Origin of the sequence: Burkholderia sp. BCC0097, from assembly GCF_902832985.1 — a bacterium.
Taxonomy (GTDB): Bacteria; Pseudomonadota; Gammaproteobacteria; order Burkholderiales; family Burkholderiaceae; genus Burkholderia; species Burkholderia orbicola.
In genome coordinates this window covers 1-18,215 of record NZ_CADFDM010000023.1, presented here as the reverse complement: position 1 = coordinate 18,215, position 18,215 = coordinate 1, and the positions used below count along the sequence as shown (strand labels likewise).

Genomic DNA, 18,215 nt, shown 5'->3' with positions numbered 1-18,215 from the left:
CGTGATCGCTGCCGTCAGCGTCGTCTTGCCGTGGTCAACGTGACCAATCGTACCAACGTTCACGTGCGGCTTGGTCCGCTCAAATTTACCTTTTGCCATGATTCTCTTCTTTCAAAAATTATCGGTGGGTAGCTACAGATTTACTTCGACTTCGCGCTGATGATCGCTTCAGCAACGTTGCGCGGAGCTTCAGCGTAGTGCTTGAACTCCATCGTGTACGTTGCACGACCTTGCGTCAGCGAACGCAGCGACGTCGAGTAACCGAACATTTCCGACAGCGGCACTTCGGCGCGCACGATCTTGCCGCCGCCAACCATGTCTTCCATGCCCTGGACGATGCCGCGACGGCCCGACAGGTCGCCCATCACGTTGCCCATGTAGTCTTCCGGCGTCTCGACTTCGACGGCCATCATCGGCTCGAGGACGACCGGGTTCGCCTTGCGCATCGCTTCCTTGAACGCCATCGAACCGGCCATGCGGAACGCGTTTTCGTTCGAGTCAACGTCGTGGTACGAACCGAACGTCAGGTGAACCTTCACGTCGACGACCGGGAAGCCAGCCAGCACACCCGACTTCAGCGTGTCCTGGATACCCTTGTCGACCGCCGGGATGTATTCACGCGGAATCACACCACCCTTGATCTCGTCGAAGAACTCGTAGCCCTTGCCTTGTTCGTTCGGCTCGAGCGTGATGACCGCGTGACCGTACTGGCCGCGACCACCCGACTGCTTGACGAACTTGCCGTCGACATCCTTCGCCGTCGAACGGATCGTTTCGCGGTACGCAACCTGCGGCTTGCCGACGGTCGCTTCCACGCCGAATTCACGCTTCATCCGGTCGACCAGAATTTCGAGGTGGAGCTCGCCCATGCCCGAAATGATGGTCTGGCCCGACTCTTCGTCGGTCTGCACGCGGAACGACGGGTCTTCCTGAGCCAGACGGTTCAGTGCGAGGCCCATCTTTTCCTGGTCGGCCTTGGTCTTCGGCTCGACTGCCTGCGAAATCACCGGCTCCGGGAACACCATGCGTTCGAGAACGATCGGGTTCGCCGGGTCGCACAGCGTGTCGCCCGTGGTTGCTTCCTTCAGGCCGACCGCTGCGGCGATGTCGCCCGCGCGGACTTCCTTGATTTCTTCACGCTGGTTCGCGTGCATCTGCAGAATACGGCCGAGGCGTTCCTTCTTGCCCTTGGTCGAGTTCAGCAGCGTGTCGCCCGAGTTGACGACGCCCGAGTACACACGGAAGAAGATCAGCTGGCCGACGAACGGGTCGGTCATGATCTTGAACGCGAGCGACGAGAACTTCTCTTCGTCCGACGCCTTGCGCTCCGCTTCTTCACCGTTTTCGAGCTCGCCCTTGACCGGCGGGATGTCGACCGGCGACGGCAGGAAATCGATCACGGCGTCGAGCATACGCTGCACGCCCTTGTTCTTGAACGCGGTACCGCACAGCATCGGCTGGATTTCACACGCGATCGTACGATCACGCAGCGCCTTGACGATGTCGGCTTCCGGCAGATCGCCTTCTTCCAGGTACTTGTTCATCAGGTCTTCGCTGGCTTCGGCAGCCACTTCGACCATCTTTTCGCGCCATTCCTTGCAGGTTTCCGCGAGCTCGGCCGGGATGTCGACGTAGTCGAACTTCGTGCCTTGCGACGCTTCGTCCCAAATGATCGCCTTCATCTTGATCAGGTCGACGACGCCCTTGAAGTTTTCTTCCGCGCCGATCGGCACCACGACCGGAACCGGGTTCGCCTTCAGGCGCAGACGGAGCTGGTCGTAGACCTTGAAGAAGTTCGCGCCGGTACGGTCCATCTTGTTGACGAACGCGAGACGCGGCACCTTGTACTTGTTCGCTTGGCGCCACACCGTTTCCGACTGCGGCTGCACGCCGCCCACTGCGCAGTACACCATGCACGCGCCGTCGAGCACGCGCATCGAACGTTCCACTTCGATCGTGAAGTCGACGTGGCCCGGGGTGTCGATGATGTTGATGCGGTGTTCCGGATAGTTGCCGCCCATGCCCTTCCAGAAGGCCGTGGTAGCAGCGGACGTGATCGTGATGCCACGTTCCTGTTCCTGCTCCATCCAGTCCATCGTGGCTGCGCCGTCGTGGACTTCACCGATCTTGTGGTTCACACCGGTGTAAAACAGAATGCGCTCGGTCGTCGTCGTTTTGCCGGCGTCGATGTGAGCGCTAATACCGATATTGCGGTAGCGCTCGATAGGAGTCTTGCGAGCCACTTTGATCCTCTACTGGGATGACGTGATGCAGCCCTGCTGCATCACGCCTCAACACAAACGGGCGAGGCGCCTGAAAAGCGCACCCGCCCGGAATTTATTTCCGCAAACAGCCCAGCCAGGCGCTTAGAAACGGAAATGCGAGAACGCGCGGTTGGCTTCTGCCATGCGGTGAACTTCGTCGCGCTTCTTCATCGCGCCGCCACGGCCTTCGGCCGCTTCGGAGAGTTCACCTGCCAGACGCAGGGCCATCGACTTCTCGCTGCGCTTCTTCGCAGCCTCACGCAGCCAGCGCATCGCCAATGCCATACGACGCGACGGGCGCACTTCGACCGGAACTTGATAGTTGGCACCACCAACGCGACGGCTCTTCACTTCGACCACCGGCTTCACGTTGTTGAGCGCAACCGTGAACACTTCCAGCGGGTCCTTGCCACCCTTGGTCTGGATTTGTTCGAATGCGCCATAAACGATGCGCTCTGCGACCGACTTCTTGCCGGACAGCATCAGCATGTTCATGAACTTGGCAACATCAACGTTACCGAACTTCGGATCCGGCAACACTTCCCGCTTGGGGACTTCGCGACGACGCGGCATGATTCTTCCTTTACTTGTTCAGTTGGAGCTGGATTCAGCTCCGCGGCCACCAACAAACCCGATCACATCTTCACGACTAACCAGCTTGGCCGGGTGACCACTTACTCGACAGCACCGGCAATCCGGCACTCCCGCCTCGACCGCCCTGCGGCGATCCCTGATCAAAAACTGCTTACTTGGCAGCCTTTGCACGCTTCGCGCCGTACTTCGAACGCGCTTGCTTACGGTCCTTGACGCCCTGGGTATCCAGCGAGCCGCGAACCATGTGGTAACGCACACCCGGCAAGTCCTTCACACGGCCGCCGCGGATCAGCACAACCGAGTGTTCCTGCAGGTTGTGGCCTTCACCGCCGATGTACGAAATCACTTCGAAGCCGTTCGTCAGACGAACCTTGGCAACCTTACGGAGTGCCGAGTTAGGCTTCTTCGGCGTCGTCGTGTACACACGGGTGCACACGCCGCGACGCTGGGGGCAGTCCTGCAGGGCCGGGCTCTTGCTCTTCGTCGTTTCCGACTGACGGCCTTTGCGAACCAGTTGGTTGATGGTTGGCATTGTTTATTCCTGAAATTGAACAAAATCTGCACGCCGATTTCGGGCAAAGCGAGAATCGGCGCACAGTTGACTTCCGAACCGGCGAATCGGGTGCGAACTGTCGAACGCGACTCGGCCCGCCGAATACCGGAACCCAGCATGATATTCCGGAAATACCAACTAAGTCAACGGCTTGCGTGATTTTCCGGCTGATCGCGGGGTTTACAGGAGGGGTCGGAACGCTGTGTCAGGCCGATTCGACGACGTCGATGATCTCGTCGCCGAAGCGTTCCAGCTTGCGCACGCCCATGCCGGGGATGTGACGCAGGTCGTCGATCGTCTCCGGTGCATTGCGCGCGATTTCGGCGAGCGTCGCGTCGTGGAAGATCACGTAGGCCGGCACGCCGTCCGTCTTCGCGGTTTCCGCACGCCATGCGCGCAGCGCGTCCCACCGCGCGCGCTCGCGGGCACCCATGCCGGCCGTCGGGTCGACGCGCGTGCCGCTGCGGCTCGACGACTGGCGCGTGCGCTGCGGCTTCACGTAGCGGCGCAGCGTGACCTTTTCCTCGTTCTTCAGCACCGGCTTCGCGGCCTCGGTCAGCACCAGCGCGCCGAAGCCCCCATGATCGACGGCCAGGTAGCCGTACGCGACCAGCTGCCGGAAAATCGCGCGCCACTCGGGCTCGGACAGCGCCGCGCCGATCCCGAACGTGCTCAACTGGTCATGGCCGCGCTGCAGCACCTTCTCGGTGCGGCCGCCGCGCAGGATCTCGATCAGATGGCTCGCACCGAAGTTGAAGCCGCTCGCGCGCTGCGCGCGGAACACGCACGACAGCGCCATCTGCGCCTCGCGCGTAGCGTCCCACGAATCGGGCGGCTCGAGGCACGTGTCGCAGTTGCCGCACGGCTGACTCGCCTCGCCGAAGTAGTTCAGCAGCCGTACGCGGCGGCACGAGATCGTCTCACACAGCCCGAGCAGCGCGTCGAGCTTCGACGTCTGCACGCGCTTGTGCGCGTCATCCGCATCGGATTCGTCGATCATCTTGCGCTGCTGGACGACGTCGCCGAGGCCATATGCCATCCACGCGTTCGCGGGCATCCCGTCGCGGCCCGCACGGCCGGTTTCCTGGTAGTAGCCTTCGACGCTCTTCGGCAAATCGAGGTGCGCGACGAAGCGCACGTCGGGCTTGTCGATGCCCATGCCGAATGCGATCGTCGCGCACATCACGATGCCTTCCTCGCGCTGGAACATTTCCTGGTGCTTCTGCCGCACCTCGAACTCCATGCCCGCGTGATACGGCAGCGCGCGCACGCCCTGCGCCTTCAGCCATTCGGCCGTTTCCTCGACCTTGCGGCGCGACAGGCAATAGACGACGCCGGCGTCGGTCGTGCCGTCTGCATTCGTGTGTTCGGCGCGGATGAAGTCGAGCAGTTGCGAACGCGCGTTGTCCTTTTCGACGATCCGGTAGCGGATGTTCGGGCGGTCGAAGCTCGACACGAACACGCGCGCGTCGTCGAGCGCGAGACGATGGATGATCTCGTCGCGCGTAATCGCGTCGGCCGTGGCGGTCAGCGCAATGCGCGGCACCGACGGGAAGCGCTCGTGCAGCACCGACAGCTGGATGTATTCCGGGCGGAAATCGTGCCCCCATTGCGACACGCAGTGCGCTTCGTCGATCGCGAACAAGCCGATCTTCGCGCGCTCGAGCAGCTCGAGGAAGCGCCCCGTCATCAAGCGCTCCGGCGCCACGTACAGCAGATCGATGTCGCCCTCGCGCAGCGCGCGCTCGGTGGCCGCCGCCTCGGCGCCCGACAGCGTCGAATTCAGGTAGGCCGCACGCACGCCGACTTCGCTCAACGCGGCGACCTGGTCCTGCATCAGCGCGATCAGCGGCGACACGACGATGCCGGCGCCCTGCCCGGCCTCGCGGCGCAGCAGCGCGGGAATCTGGTAGCACAGCGACTTGCCGCCGCCAGTCGGCATCAGCACGAGACAATCGCCGCCGCCGGCGACGTGCTCGACGATCTCGCCCTGCTGGCCGCGAAAAGCGGAGTAACCAAAGACTTCGTCGAGTATTTCGAGGGCGCGGGACATGAACGAGACCAGGGACGGCTAAACGATGACCGCAATTTTAACAACCCGCTCGCGCGACGCGTGGCGAATCGCACGATGTTGGCCATTCGGTCAGGGTTCGTTCGCGTGCATCACGGGCCTGTCGCGATCATGCCGAAGGTGATCGCGGGGCATACGCCGGCGCGGCACAGGCACGTCATGCGCGTGAACGAAGGGTGAAAAAAAACCGCCCGGCAGAACCGGGCGGTTTCGGTGGCAGCGATGATAGCAAGGCAACGCGGCTTGCGCCGCGCCGCGCTTACTCGGCTGCCGGGTGTTGCGGCTCTTCTGCCGGCGCGCTCGGCGTGCCGAAGTCGAATGCCTCTTCCGCTGCGATCTGGTCGAAACGCTCGCGATCCGACGACTCCTTCGCCTTGCGTGCCTTGTGGAACGCGAGACCCGTACCGGCCGGAATCAGACGGCCGACGATCACGTTTTCCTTCAGGCCGCGCAGATCGTCGCGCTTGCCCATGATCGCCGCTTCGGTCAGCACGCGGGTCGTTTCCTGGAACGATGCCGCGGAGATGAACGAATCGGTCGACAGCGATGCCTTCGTGATACCGAGCAGCACGTTGTCGTACGAAGCCGGACGCTTGCCCTCGGCGATCATGCGATCGTTCTCGTCCAGCATGTCGGAACGCTCGACCTGTTCGCCCGGGATGAAGCGCGTATCGCCGTTGTCGGTGATCTGCACACGACGCAGCATCTGGCGAACGATCACCTCGATGTGCTTGTCGTTGATCTTCACGCCCTGCAGACGGTACACGTCCTGCACTTCGTCGACGATGTAGCGCGACAGCGCCTCGATACCCTGCAGACGCAGGATGTCGTGCGGATCGGCCGGACCGTCCACGATCATTTCGCCCTTGTTGACGACTTGGGCATCGTGAACCAGAACCTGCTTTTCCTTCGCGATCAGGAACTCGTGCTGGTTGCCCTCGAGGTCCGTGATGACGAGACGCTGCTTGCCCTTCGTGTCCTTGCCGAACGACGTCGTACCGGTGACTTCCGCGAGAATGCCGGCATCCTTCGGCGAACGCGCTTCGAACAGTTCCGCCACCCGCGGCAGACCGCCGGTAATGTCACGCGTCTTCTGCGCTTCCGTCGGGATACGTGCGAGCACTTCACCGACCTGCACCTGCTGGCCATCCTTCACGGTGATCAGTGCGCCGACCTGGAAGCCGATCTGCACTGCGTGCTCCGTGCCCGGGATCTTCACTTCCTCGCCGTTCGCGTCGAGCAGCTTCACCTGCGGACGCACGCTCTTCGAAGCCTGCGAACCGCGGCGCTTCACGTCGATCACGACCAGCGTCGACAGGCCGGTCACGTCGTCGATCTGCTTCGCGACGGTCACGCCTTCCTCGACGTTCTCGAACTTCACCGTACCACCGTACTCGGTGATGATCGGACGCGTCAGCGGGTCCCACGTGGCGAGCTGCGTGCCGGCCTTGATCGTCGCGCCGTCGAGCTGCAGCAGCGTCGCGCCGTACGGCACTTTGTGACGTTCGCGCTCGCGACCGAAGTCGTCGGTGATCATCGCTTCGCCCGAACGGGAAATGACGATCTGCTCGCCCTTCGCGTTCGTGACGTAGCGCATCGTCGCCGTGAAGCGGACGATACCGTTGCTCTTCGCTTCGACCGACGAAGCCACTGCCGCACGCGATGCCGCACCACCGATGTGGAACGTACGCATCGTCAGCTGCGTGCCCGGTTCACCGATCGACTGCGCCGCGATCACGCCGACTGCTTCGCCGACGTTCACGAGCGAGCCGCGGCCGAGGTCGCGGCCGTAGCAGGCTGCGCACAGGCCGTAACGCGTTTCGCAGGTCAGCGGCGTGCGCACGCGCACTTCGTCGATGCCGAGGCGTTCGATTTCCTCGACCGCGGTTTCGTCGAGCAGCGTGCCCGATTCGTACAGCGTTTCCTGCGTTTCCGGATTCACGACGTCCGCGACCGCGACGCGGCCGAGGATTCGGTCGCGCAGCGCTTCGACGACTTCACCGCCTTCGACCAGCGCCTTCATCGCCACGCCGTTCGACGTGCCGCAATCGTCTTCCACCACGACCAGATCCTGCGTGACGTCGACCAGACGACGCGTCAGGTAACCCGAGTTCGCGGTCTTCAGTGCCGTATCAGCCAGACCCTTACGTGCACCGTGGGTCGAGATGAAGTACTGCAACACGTTCAGACCTTCGCGGAAGTTCGCGGTAATCGGCGTCTCGATAATCGAGCCGTCCGGCTTCGCCATCAGGCCGCGCATACCTGCCAGCTGACGAATCTGAACCGCCGAACCCCGGGCGCCCGAGTCGGCCATCATGTAGATCGAGTTGAACGACTCCTGACGCGTCTCGTTGCCGTCGCGGTCCGTCACCGGCTCCGTCGACAGCTGCTCCATCATCGCCTTGCCGACCGCTTCCGACGTTGCCGACCAGATGTCGACCACGTTGTTGTAGCGCTCCTGCGCGGTGACGAGACCCGACATGTACTGGCGGTCGTACTCCTTCACCTTCTTCGCGGCGTCGCCGACGATCGTTTCCTTCTGCGGCGGCACGAGCATGTCGTCCACGCAGATCGAAATGCCGGCACGCGTCGCGAGACGGAAACCCGACTGCATCAGCTGGTCGGCGAAGACGACCGTCGCGCGCAGACCGCACTTGCGGAATGCCGTGTTGATCAGGCGCGAGATTTCCTTCTTCTTCAGCGGCTTGTTCAGCACCGAGAACGGCAGGCCGTGCGGCAGGATCTCCGACAGGATCGCGCGGCCGACGGTCGTCGCGTACAGCGTGATCTTCGGCACGAACGGCGGCGCGCCTTCCGACTTGTCTTCGTTGTGGACCATTTCGGTGATCCGCACGTTGACGCGCGAGGCCAGCTCGACTTCCTTGTTCTCGTACGCGCGGATGACTTCCGACACGCCCGTGAACGACAGGCCTTCGCCCTTGCCGTTGACCGCTTCGCGGGTCGCGTAGTACAGACCCAGCACGATATCCTGCGACGGCACGATCGACGGATCGCCGTTGGCCGGGAACAGCACGTTGTTCGACGCGAGCATCAGCGTGCGCGCTTCCATCTGCGCTTCGAGCGACAGCGGCACGTGAACGGCCATCTGGTCACCGTCGAAGTCGGCGTTGAACGCCGCGCAGACGAGCGGGTGCAGCTGGATTGCCTTGCCTTCGATCAGCACCGGCTCGAACGCCTGGATACCGAGACGGTGCAGCGTCGGCGCACGGTTCAGCATCACCGGGTGCTCGCGGATCACCTCTTCGAGGATGTCCCACACCACCGGCGTCTGGTTCTCGACTTCCTTCTTCGCAGCCTTGATGGTCGTAGCGACGCCCATCACTTCCAGCTTGTTGAAGATGAACGGCTTGAACAGCTCGAGCGCCATCAGCTTCGGCAGACCGCACTGGTGCAGCTTCAGCGTCGGGCCGACCACGATGACCGAACGGCCCGAGTAGTCGACGCGCTTGCCCAGCAGGTTCTGACGGAAACGACCGCCCTTGCCCTTGATCATGTCGGCAAGCGACTTCAGCGGACGCTTGTTCGCGCCCGTCATCGCCTTGCCGCGACGACCGTTGTCGAGCAGCGAGTCGACGGCTTCCTGCAGCATCCGCTTTTCGTTGCGGACGATGATTTCAGGCGCCTTCAGCTCGAGCAGACGCTTCAACCGGTTGTTACGGTTGATCACGCGGCGATACAGGTCGTTCAGGTCCGACGTCGCGAAACGGCCGCCATCCAGCGGCACGAGCGGACGCAGTTCCGGCGGCAGCACCGGCAGCACTTCGAGGATCATCCACTCGGGCTTGATGCCCGAGCGCTGGAATGCCTCGAGGACCTTCAGGCGCTTCGCGTACTTCTTGATCTTCGCTTCCGAGCCGGTGTTCTTCAGCTCGGTGCGCAGCGTCTCGACCTGCTCGTCGATGTTGATCGCGCGCAGCAGTTCACGCACGCCTTCCGCGCCCATTTCGGCACGGAATTCGTCGCCGTATTCCTCGACCTTGTTGTAGTAATCCTCTTCGGTCATGATCTGCCGCGCCTTCAGCGGCGTCATCCCCGGTTCGATCACCACGTACGCTTCGAAGTACAGCACGCGTTCGATGTCGCGCAGCGTCATGTCGAGCACCATGCCCAGACGCGACGGCAGCGACTTCAGGAACCAGATGTGCGCGACCGGCGAGGCCAGCTCGATGTGGCCCATCCGTTCGCGACGCACCTTCGCCAGCGTCACTTCGACGCCGCACTTCTCGCAGATCACGCCGCGGTGCTTCAGGCGCTTGTACTTGCCGCACAGGCACTCGTAGTCCTTGATCGGCCCGAAGATCTTCGCGCAGAACAGACCATCGCGTTCCGGCTTGAACGTACGGTAGTTGATGGTCTCCGGCTTCTTCACTTCGCCGAACGACCACGAACGGATCTTGTCAGGCGAGGCCAGACCGATCTTGATCGCGTCGAAAACTTCTTCCTGTTGGACTTGCTTGAATAGATCGAGCAGAGCTTTCATTGCTTTCTCTCCGTAGTCCGATTAATTGCGGTCGAGATCGATATCGATACCGAGCGAGCGGATTTCCTTCACGAGCACGTTGAAGGATTCCGGCATGCCTGCATCGATCACGTGATCGCCCTTGACGAGGTTTTCGTACACCTTCGTCCGGCCGGTCACGTCGTCCGACTTCACCGTCAGCATTTCCTGCAGCACGTAGGACGCGCCGTACGCTTCGAGCGCCCACACTTCCATTTCACCGAAACGCTGGCCACCGAACTGCGCCTTACCACCCAGCGGCTGCTGCGTGACGAGCGAGTACGGGCCGGTCGAACGTGCGTGCATCTTGTCGTCGACCAAGTGGTGCAGCTTCAGGTAGTGCATGTAGCCGAGCGTCACGCGACGTTCGAACATTTCACCCGTGCGGCCGTCGTACAGGCGGACCTGGTTCTTCGACGGGTTCATGCCGAGCTGTTCGGCGATGTCGTCCGGGAACGCGAGGTCGAGCATCTTGCCCATTTCTTCCTCGGTCGCACCGTCGAACACCGGCGTCGCGAACGGCACGCCTTCGCGCAGGTTCTTCGCGAGTTCGAGGATCTCGTCGTCGGTGAAGCTTTCCAGATCTTCCTGGCGGCCCGACTCGTTGTAGATCTTCGTCAGGAACGTGCGCAGTTCCTCGATCTTCGCCTGACGCTGCAGCATTTCGCCGATACGCCAGCCGAGGCCCTTCGCGGCCCAGCCGAGGTGCACTTCCAGAACCTGACCCACGTTCATCCGCGACGGCACGCCGAGCGGGTTCAGCACGACGTCTGCCGGACGGCCATCGGCCATGTACGGCATGTCTTCGATCGGGACGATCTTCGACACGACACCCTTGTTACCGTGACGGCCTGCCATCTTGTCGCCAGGCTGCAGACGGCGCTTCACCGCGAGGTACACCTTGACCATCTTCAGCACGCCCGGCGGCAGTTCGTCGCCTTGCGTGAGCTTCTTGCGCTTCTCTTCGAACGCGAGATCGAACTGGTGACGCTTCTCTTCGATCGAGTTCTTGATCGCTTCGAGCTGCGCCGCTGCTTCGTCGTCCGCGAGGCGGATGTCGAACCAGTGGTAGTGGTCGAGGTCTTCCAGGTAAGCCTGGTCGATCTTCGTGCCCTTCGCGAGCTTCTTCGGACCGCCGTTCGCGACCTTGCCCACGAGCATGCGTGCGAGACGCTGGAACGCGTCGCCTTCCACGATGCGCAGCTGGTCGTTCAGGTCGAGACGGTAGCGCTTCAGTTCGTCGTCGATGATCTGTTGCGCACGCTTGTCGCGCTGGATGCCTTCACGCGTGAACACCTGGACGTCGATCACGGTGCCGCTCATGCCCGACGGCACGCGCAGCGACGTGTCCTTCACGTCCGAAGCCTTCTCGCCGAAGATCGCGCGCAGCAGCTTCTCTTCCGGCGTCAGCTGGGTCTCGCCCTTCGGCGTGACCTTGCCGACCAGCACGTCGCCTGCTTCGACTTCAGCACCGATGTACACGATGCCCGATTCGTCGAGACGGCCGAGCTGGACTTCCGCCAGGTTCGAGATGTCGCGCGTGATTTCTTCCGGCCCGAGCTTCGTGTCGCGTGCAACGACGTTCAGCTCTTCGATGTGGATCGACGTGTAGCGATCGTCCGCGACCACCTTCTCCGAGATCAGGATCGAATCCTCGAAGTTGTAGCCGTTCCACGGCATGAACGCGATCAGCATGTTCTGGCCGAGCGCGAGCTCACCCAGGTCCGTCGAGGCGCCGTCGGCCAGCACGTCGCCGCGCGAGACCTTGTCGCCCATCTTCACGATCGGACGCTGGTTGATGTTCGTGTTCTGGTTCGAACGCGTGTACTTGATCAGGTTGTAGATGTCGACACCGACTTCACCCGCGACCGCTTCGTCGTCGTTCACGCGAATCACGATACGGCCTGCGTCGACGTAATCGACCACACCGCCGCGGAACGCCTGGACCGTCGTACCCGAGTCGACCGCGCAGGTGCGCTCGATGCCCGTACCAACGACCGGCTTTTCCGGACGCAGACACGGCACGGCCTGACGCTGCATGTTCGAACCCATCAGCGCGCGGTTCGCGTCATCGTGCTCGAGGAACGGGATCAGCGAGGCTGCGACCGACACGATCTGCGACGGCGCGACGTCCATGTACTGGATACGATCCGGCGTGACCATCATCGTTTCGCCGGCTTCGCGCGACGACACGAGTTCGTCGATCAGCGTGCCGTTCTCGTCGATCGCGGCGTTCGCCTGAGCGATCATGTAGCGGCCTTCCTCGATCGCCGACAGGTAGTCGATCTGGTCGGTCACCTTGCTGTCCACGACCTTGCGGTACGGCGTCTCGAGGAAGCCGTACTCGTTCAGGTGCGCGTACAGTGCGAGCGAGTTGATCAGGCCGATGTTCGGACCTTCCGGCGTTTCGATCGGGCACACGCGGCCGTAGTGGGTCGGGTGCACGTCGCGGACTTCGAAGCCTGCGCGCTCGCGCGTCAGACCGCCCGGGCCCAGTGCGGAAACACGGCGCTTGTGCGTGATTTCCGACAGCGGGTTGGTCTGGTCCATGAACTGCGACAGCTGCGACGAACCGAAGAACTCGCGGATCGCCGACGAAATCGGCTTCGAGTTGATCAGGTCGTGCGGCATCAGGTTTTCGCTTTCGGCCTGGCCGAGGCGTTCCTTGACCGCGCGCTCGACACGCACGAGACCCGCGCGGAACTGGTTTTCCGCCAGTTCGCCGACACAACGCACACGACGGTTGCCGAGGTGGTCGATGTCGTCCACTTCGCCCTTGCCGTTGCGCAGCTCGACGAGGATCTTGATCGTCGCGAGGATGTCGTCGTCCTGCAGCGTCATCGGGCCGACGATCTCGTCGCGGCCGACGCGGCGGTTGAACTTCATACGGCCGACCTTCGACAGGTCGTACGCTTCTTCGCTGTAGAACAGACGGTTGAACAGCGCCTCGACCGCTTCTTCGGTCGGCGGCTCGCCCGGACGCATCATGCGGTAGATCGCGATGCGCGCGGCCGTCTTGTCGGTCGTTTCGTCGACACGCAGCGTCGACGAGATGTACGGGCCCTGGTCCAGATCGTTCGTGTAGAGCGTCTGGATGTCCTTGATGCCCGCTTCGCGCAGCTTCTCGAGCACGCTTTCCGTGACTTCGTCGTTCGCGCTCGCGATCACTTCGCCAGTGTCGCCGTCGACGACGTTCTTCGCCAGCACGCGGCCGAGCAGATAGTCTTCCGGCACCGAGATGAACTTGGTCTTCGCGGCTTCGAGGTCACGAATGTGCTTCGCGTTGATCCGCTTGTCCTTCTGGACGATGACCTTGCCGTCGCGATCCGTGATGTCGAAACGCGCGACTTCACCACGCAGGCGCTCAGGCACGAACTCGAGTTGCGCGCCTTCGTCCATCAGCGTGAAGTTGTCGAACACGAAGAAGTTCGCGAGGATCTGTTCCGGCGTCAGGCCGATGGCCTTCAGCAGGATCGTGACCGGCATCTTGCGGCGACGGTCGACGCGGAAGTACAGGATGTCCTTCGGATCGAATTCGAAGTCGAGCCACGAGCCGCGGTACGGAATGATCCGTGCCGAGAACAGCAGCTTGCCCGAGCTGTGCGTCTTGCCCTTGTCGTGTTCGAAGAACACGCCCGGCGAACGGTGCAGCTGCGAGACGATGACACGCTCGGTGCCGTTGATGACGAACGAGCCCGTCGGCGTCATGAGCGGAATTTCGCCCATGTACACTTCCTGCTCCTTCACTTCCTTGACGACCGGCTTGTTCGGCGATTCCTTGTCGAGGATGACGAGGCGGACCTTCGCGCGCAACGCGGAGCAGTACGTCAGGCCTCGCTGCTGGCATTCCTTGATGTTGAATGCCGGCGAGGACAGCGCATAGCTCACGAACTCGAGGCGCGCGAAACCGTTGTGCGAAACAATGGGAAATACCGACGTGAACGCGGCCTGCAAACCCTCGGGCTTACGTTGCGTCGCGGGCACATCGGCTTGCAGAAACGTGCTGAATGATTCAAGCTGGGTAGCCAGCAAGAACGGAACTTGGTGAACGATGGGGCGCTTCGCGAAACTCTTGCGAATGCGCTTCTTCTCGGTGAAGGAATATTGCATACGATCTCCGAATCACGGCGGGTGCTATCGAGGCGGAATACCTGGACGTTTCAAACCCGAGTGTTCACCGACTGAGACCCGATGGCCGTTCGACGGCTTGAACGAGCCGAGAAGCTTGGTGGTTGGCCGCTACCAACCGCTGGCTGACGGCAGCGGATGCCTGTGTTGCCCGCTACCCGACCAAACTTGCCTTCTGCAGTCGCTTCAGAAGACAAAGAGAACCGCCAATCGTGAGTGATCCATCACAACGATCAGGCGGTTTTCTTTGGCTTCTGGGGCCGATTATTCGGGCTCCCGAATGAGTGCCAGAATAACGACCCCACAAAGCACAAAAAGGCCGGCGGTGAAAATACCGCCAGCCTTCGCACAGCGCGCCGAAACTTACTTGACTTCGACCTTCGCGCCAGCTTCTTCCAGCTTCTTCTTGGCTTCTTCAGCAGCAGCCTTGTCGACGCCTTCCTTGACGGGCTTCGGTGCGCCGTCAACCAGGTCCTTCGCTTCCTTCAGGCCCAGGCCCGTCAGTTCGCGAACGGCCTTGATGACCGACACCTTGTTTGCGCCGGCTTCAGCCAGGACGACCGTGAATTCGGTCTTCTCTTCTGCTGCAGCAGCTGCGCCGCCGCCTGCCGGGCCAGCGACTGCCACTGCAGCTGCCGACACGCCAAACTTCTCTTCGAACGCCTTGACCAGTTCGTTCAGTTCCAGAACGGTCATCCCTTCGACTGCTGCCAGGATGTCTTCTTTTGCGATTGCCATTTGAAATACTCCTAAATTGAATTCGGATACAGCCAGCGATCAGTAACGCTGATGCACGTTCGCTTATGCAGCTTCCGCTTGCTTCTTCTCGGCCAGCGCGGCGAGAGCACGCGCGAAGCCCGAAACAGGCGATTGCATAACGAACAGCAGCTTCGAGAGCAGTTCTTCGCGGCTCGGGATGCTTGCCAGCGCTTGCACGCCAGCCTTGTCCATCACCTTGCCATCGAACGAACCAGCCTTGATGACCAACTTTTCATTGCTCTTGCTGAAGTCGTTGACGACCTTAGCAGCGGCAATGGCATCTTCCGAGATGCCGTAGATCAGCGGACCAGTCATCTGCTCTGCCAGCGGAGCAAAAGGCGTACCTTCGACGGCGCGACGCGCCAGCGTGTTCTTCAACACGCGCAGGTAAACCTGTTGCTCACGCGCTTTCGCGCGCAGCTTGGTCAGATCGCCAACCGCAATTCCACGATACTCAGCCAGCACAACGGTCTGGGCCTTCGCGACTTGCGCGGAAACCTCAGCGACGACGGCTTGCTTGTCTTCTCTATTAAGCGGCACGGTTAGCCTCCAGAAACGATACGTTCGACGCGGCCGGTATGGCCGAAACCTCACGTACCTCGTTCAACAACGGCGTCCGACCTCGTTAGGAGTATTTCCACCTCACGCCGCGAATCGCTTCGCGGCCTGCGGCTTCACCACTGCAAAACTTTTTCGGGTTCGCCATCTGCGTTGGCTTGAATTAAGGGATCGCCTGCCTGCTGCGCCCCACCAACGGTCTTTGATAACCGGTTGTTCGCCCTACTGCACGAACAACCGCCCAAAGCCCATGTAGGCCGCCTCGCGAACGAAGCGGCCCGAATACTTGCTTACTGCGCTGCCAGCGTAGCCTGGTCGACGCGCACGCCGACGCCCATCGTGCTCGACAGTGCGATCTTGCGCAGGTACACGCCCTTGCTCGTTGCCGGCTTCGCCTTCTGCAGCGCTTCGATCAGCGCCGACAGGTTCGAACGCAGCGCGGTCGGCTCGAACGATGCACGGCCGATGGTCGCGTGGATGATACCGGCCTTGTCGACACGGAATTGCACCTGACCAGCCTTTGCGTTCTTGACGGCGGTCGCGACGTCCGGCGTGACCGTACCGACCTTCGGGTTCGGCATCAGGCCGCGCGGGCCGAGGATCTGGCCGAGCGTACCGACGATACGCATCGTGTCCGGCGAAGCGATCACGATGTCGAAGTCCATCTGGCCAGCCTTGATCTGCTCAGCCAGGTCTTCCATACCGACGATTTCCGCGCCTGCTGCACGTGCCTGCTCGGCCTTTTCGCCTTGCGCGAACACGGCAACGCGAACCGACTTGCCCGTACCTGCCGGCAGAACGACCGAACCACGAACGACCTGGTCCGACTTCTTCGCATCGATGCCGAGCTGGACTGCGACGTCGATCGACTCGTCGAACTTCGCGCTCGCGCATTCCTTCACGAGGCTCAGTGCGTCTTCGATCGCGTACAGCTTCTGACGATCAACCTTGGCGGCAAATGCCTGACGGCGCTTGGAGATCTTAGCCATTTACACGCCCTCCACAGTGATACCCATCGAGCGTGCGCTACCAGCGATGGTGCGAACGGCTGCGTCCAGATCAGCTGCCGTAAGGTCCGGCATCTTGGTCTTCGCGATTTCTTCGGCTTGAGCGCGCGTGATCGAACCGACCTTGTCGGTGTGCGGCTTGCTCGAGCCCTTGTCCACCTTCGCCGCCTTCTTGATCAGGACGGTCGCCGGCGGCGTCTTCATCACGAACGTGAAGCTCTTGTCAGCGAATGCCGTGATGACCACCGGCACCGGCAGACCCGGCTCCATGCCTTGAGTCTGCGCGTTGAACGCCTTGCAGAACTCCATGATGTTCAGGCCGCGCTGGCCCAGTGCCGGACCGACCGGCGGCGACGGGTTGGCTTTACCTGCAGGGATCTGCAGCTTGATAAAGCCGATAATCTTCTTTGCCATTTGAAACCTCATTGGAACGCCGGGGAAGGCGTTCGGTGAGTGATAACGCGCTTTCGCCGCTGGCTACTGACGCTCCTCAACGACCATGACGCGGGCCGTAAGCGCGAAGGTGGGCAGCCGAGGCTGCCCACCGAATCGGGATCAAACTTTTTCGACCTGGCCAAACTCGAGTTCGACCGGGGTGGAGCGGCCAAAAATGGTGACCGACACACGCACGCGCGATTTCTCGTAGTTGACTTCTTCGACGGTGCCGTTGAAGTCCGTGAACGGGCCTTCCTTGACACGCACCATCTCGCCGACTTCGAACAGGGTCTTCGGGCGCGGTTTTTCGACGCCTTCCTGCATCTGCGACATGATCTTCTCGACTTCCTTCGGGGAAATCGGGGTCGGGCGGTTACGCGCACCGCCGACGAAACCGGTGACCTTCGCGGTGTTCTTCACGAGGTGCCACGTTTCGTCCGTCATTTCCATTTCCACCAGCACGTAGCCGGGGAAGAAACGACGCTCGGTCACAGCCTTGTGGCCGCCTTTGACTTCGACCACTTCTTCGGTCGGGACCAGGATCTGACCGAATTTGTCCTGCATGCCAGCACGTTCGATACGCTCCTGAAGCGCACGTTGCACGCTCTTCTCCATGCCGGAGTAGGCGTGCACGACGTACCAACGTTTTCCGCTCGGGGATGCCGGAGTATCGCTCATATCATTTCCAACCCAGAATCGCCGAGAAAATCACCCATTCGATCGATTTGTCGCTCAACCAGAGGAAAATCGCCATCACGAGCACGAAACCGAACACGACGAGTGTGGTTTGCGTTGCTTCCTTGCGGGTGGGCCATACGACCTTCCGGACTTCCTTGTACGAATCCTTGGCAAACGCGATGAGGCTCTTGCCAGGGGCGGACATCAGCCCGACGGCCACGCCGGCGATGATACCTACCGCCAACGCGGCACCGCGGACATACCACTGCTGATTGGTCAGCCAGAAGAAGCCCACGAATCCGGCCAACACCAGCAATACGCCCAGGGCCAGCATCAGCTTATCGCCGGAGGTATTTACAGTTTCGACGGATGGATTCGCCATAACACCTTAAAACAAATGCCACGTGGGACACGTGGCGATTTTTGGCAGGGGCAGAGGGAATCGAACCCCCAACCTTCGGTTTTGGAGACCGACGCTCTGCCAGTTGAGCTATACCCCTAAACCATGTTGGGGCCGGCTGATGCCAGCCCCAAAACTGTCGATCAACGAATAACTGGCTTACTCGATGATCTTGGCGACGACGCCGGCGCCGACGGTACGGCCACCTTCGCGGATCGCGAAGCGCAGACCCTCTTCCATCGCGATCGG

Annotated in this window: 13 protein-coding genes, 1 tRNA gene and 1 pseudogene; all 15 read right to left on the bottom strand. The window is 61.7% G+C overall.

Going from position 1 to position 18,215, the window contains the following annotated elements; all coding sequences use genetic code 11:
• The coding region (locus HWX07_RS36510) for a GTP-binding protein (RefSeq protein ID WP_033453371.1) at positions 1-99 on the bottom strand (99 nt) is incomplete at its 3' end.
• Between the two features lie 41 nt (positions 100-140).
• Complete coding sequence (fusA, locus tag HWX07_RS36505; protein WP_006482929.1) at positions 141-2,243, bottom strand: elongation factor G; 2,103 nt, start codon at positions 2,241-2,243, stop codon at positions 141-143.
• A gap of 123 nt (positions 2,244-2,366) precedes the next feature.
• Complete coding sequence (gene rpsG, locus HWX07_RS36500) at positions 2,367-2,837, bottom strand: 30S ribosomal protein S7 (RefSeq protein WP_006477195.1); 471 nt, start codon at positions 2,835-2,837, stop codon at positions 2,367-2,369.
• 172 nt (positions 2,838-3,009) lie between these two features.
• The gene (gene rpsL, locus HWX07_RS36495) at positions 3,010-3,390 is read right to left on the bottom strand and encodes a 30S ribosomal protein S12 (RefSeq protein ID WP_006400662.1); all 381 of its coding nucleotides are present in this window, start codon (positions 3,388-3,390) and stop codon (positions 3,010-3,012) included.
• A gap of 226 nt (positions 3,391-3,616) precedes the next feature.
• Complete coding sequence (gene recQ / locus HWX07_RS36490) at positions 3,617-5,464, bottom strand: DNA helicase RecQ (RefSeq protein WP_175879469.1); 1,848 nt, start codon at positions 5,462-5,464, stop codon at positions 3,617-3,619.
• A 277-nt stretch (positions 5,465-5,741) separates the two neighbouring features.
• On the bottom strand, positions 5,742-9,983 hold the full coding sequence (gene rpoC, locus HWX07_RS36485) for a DNA-directed RNA polymerase subunit beta' (protein ID WP_011546645.1): 4,242 nt from the start codon (positions 9,981-9,983) through the stop codon (positions 5,742-5,744).
• A gap of 21 nt (positions 9,984-10,004) precedes the next feature.
• The gene (gene rpoB / locus HWX07_RS36480) at positions 10,005-14,111 is read right to left on the bottom strand and encodes a DNA-directed RNA polymerase subunit beta (protein ID WP_175879468.1); all 4,107 of its coding nucleotides are present in this window, start codon (positions 14,109-14,111) and stop codon (positions 10,005-10,007) included.
• 381 nt (positions 14,112-14,492) lie between these two features.
• On the bottom strand, positions 14,493-14,867 hold the full coding sequence (rplL, locus tag HWX07_RS36475) for a 50S ribosomal protein L7/L12 (protein ID WP_006477198.1): 375 nt from the start codon (positions 14,865-14,867) through the stop codon (positions 14,493-14,495).
• 63 nt (positions 14,868-14,930) lie between these two features.
• Positions 14,931-15,428: a 50S ribosomal protein L10 gene (rplJ, locus tag HWX07_RS36470; protein ID WP_011546647.1), complete on the bottom strand. Its 498-nt coding sequence runs from the start codon at positions 15,426-15,428 to the stop codon at positions 14,931-14,933.
• 308 nt (positions 15,429-15,736) lie between these two features.
• The gene (gene rplA / locus HWX07_RS36465; RefSeq protein WP_006482906.1) at positions 15,737-16,435 is read right to left on the bottom strand and encodes a 50S ribosomal protein L1; all 699 of its coding nucleotides are present in this window, start codon (positions 16,433-16,435) and stop codon (positions 15,737-15,739) included.
• The gene (gene rplK / locus HWX07_RS36460) at positions 16,436-16,867 is read right to left on the bottom strand and encodes a 50S ribosomal protein L11 (protein WP_006477201.1); all 432 of its coding nucleotides are present in this window, start codon (positions 16,865-16,867) and stop codon (positions 16,436-16,438) included.
• 141 nt (positions 16,868-17,008) lie between these two features.
• Positions 17,009-17,566 (bottom strand): transcription termination/antitermination protein NusG, encoded by a 558-nt coding sequence (gene nusG / locus HWX07_RS36455; RefSeq protein ID WP_006400672.1) that lies wholly within the window; start codon positions 17,564-17,566, stop codon positions 17,009-17,011.
• A 1-nt stretch (position 17,567) separates the two neighbouring features.
• On the bottom strand, positions 17,568-17,948 hold the full coding sequence (gene secE / locus HWX07_RS36450) for a preprotein translocase subunit SecE (RefSeq protein WP_006477202.1): 381 nt from the start codon (positions 17,946-17,948) through the stop codon (positions 17,568-17,570).
• A gap of 42 nt (positions 17,949-17,990) precedes the next feature.
• Positions 17,991-18,066, bottom strand: a tRNA-Trp gene (locus HWX07_RS36445).
• Between the two features lie 59 nt (positions 18,067-18,125).
• Positions 18,126-18,215 (bottom strand): annotated as a pseudogene (locus HWX07_RS36440) (elongation factor Tu); the annotation flags it as partial.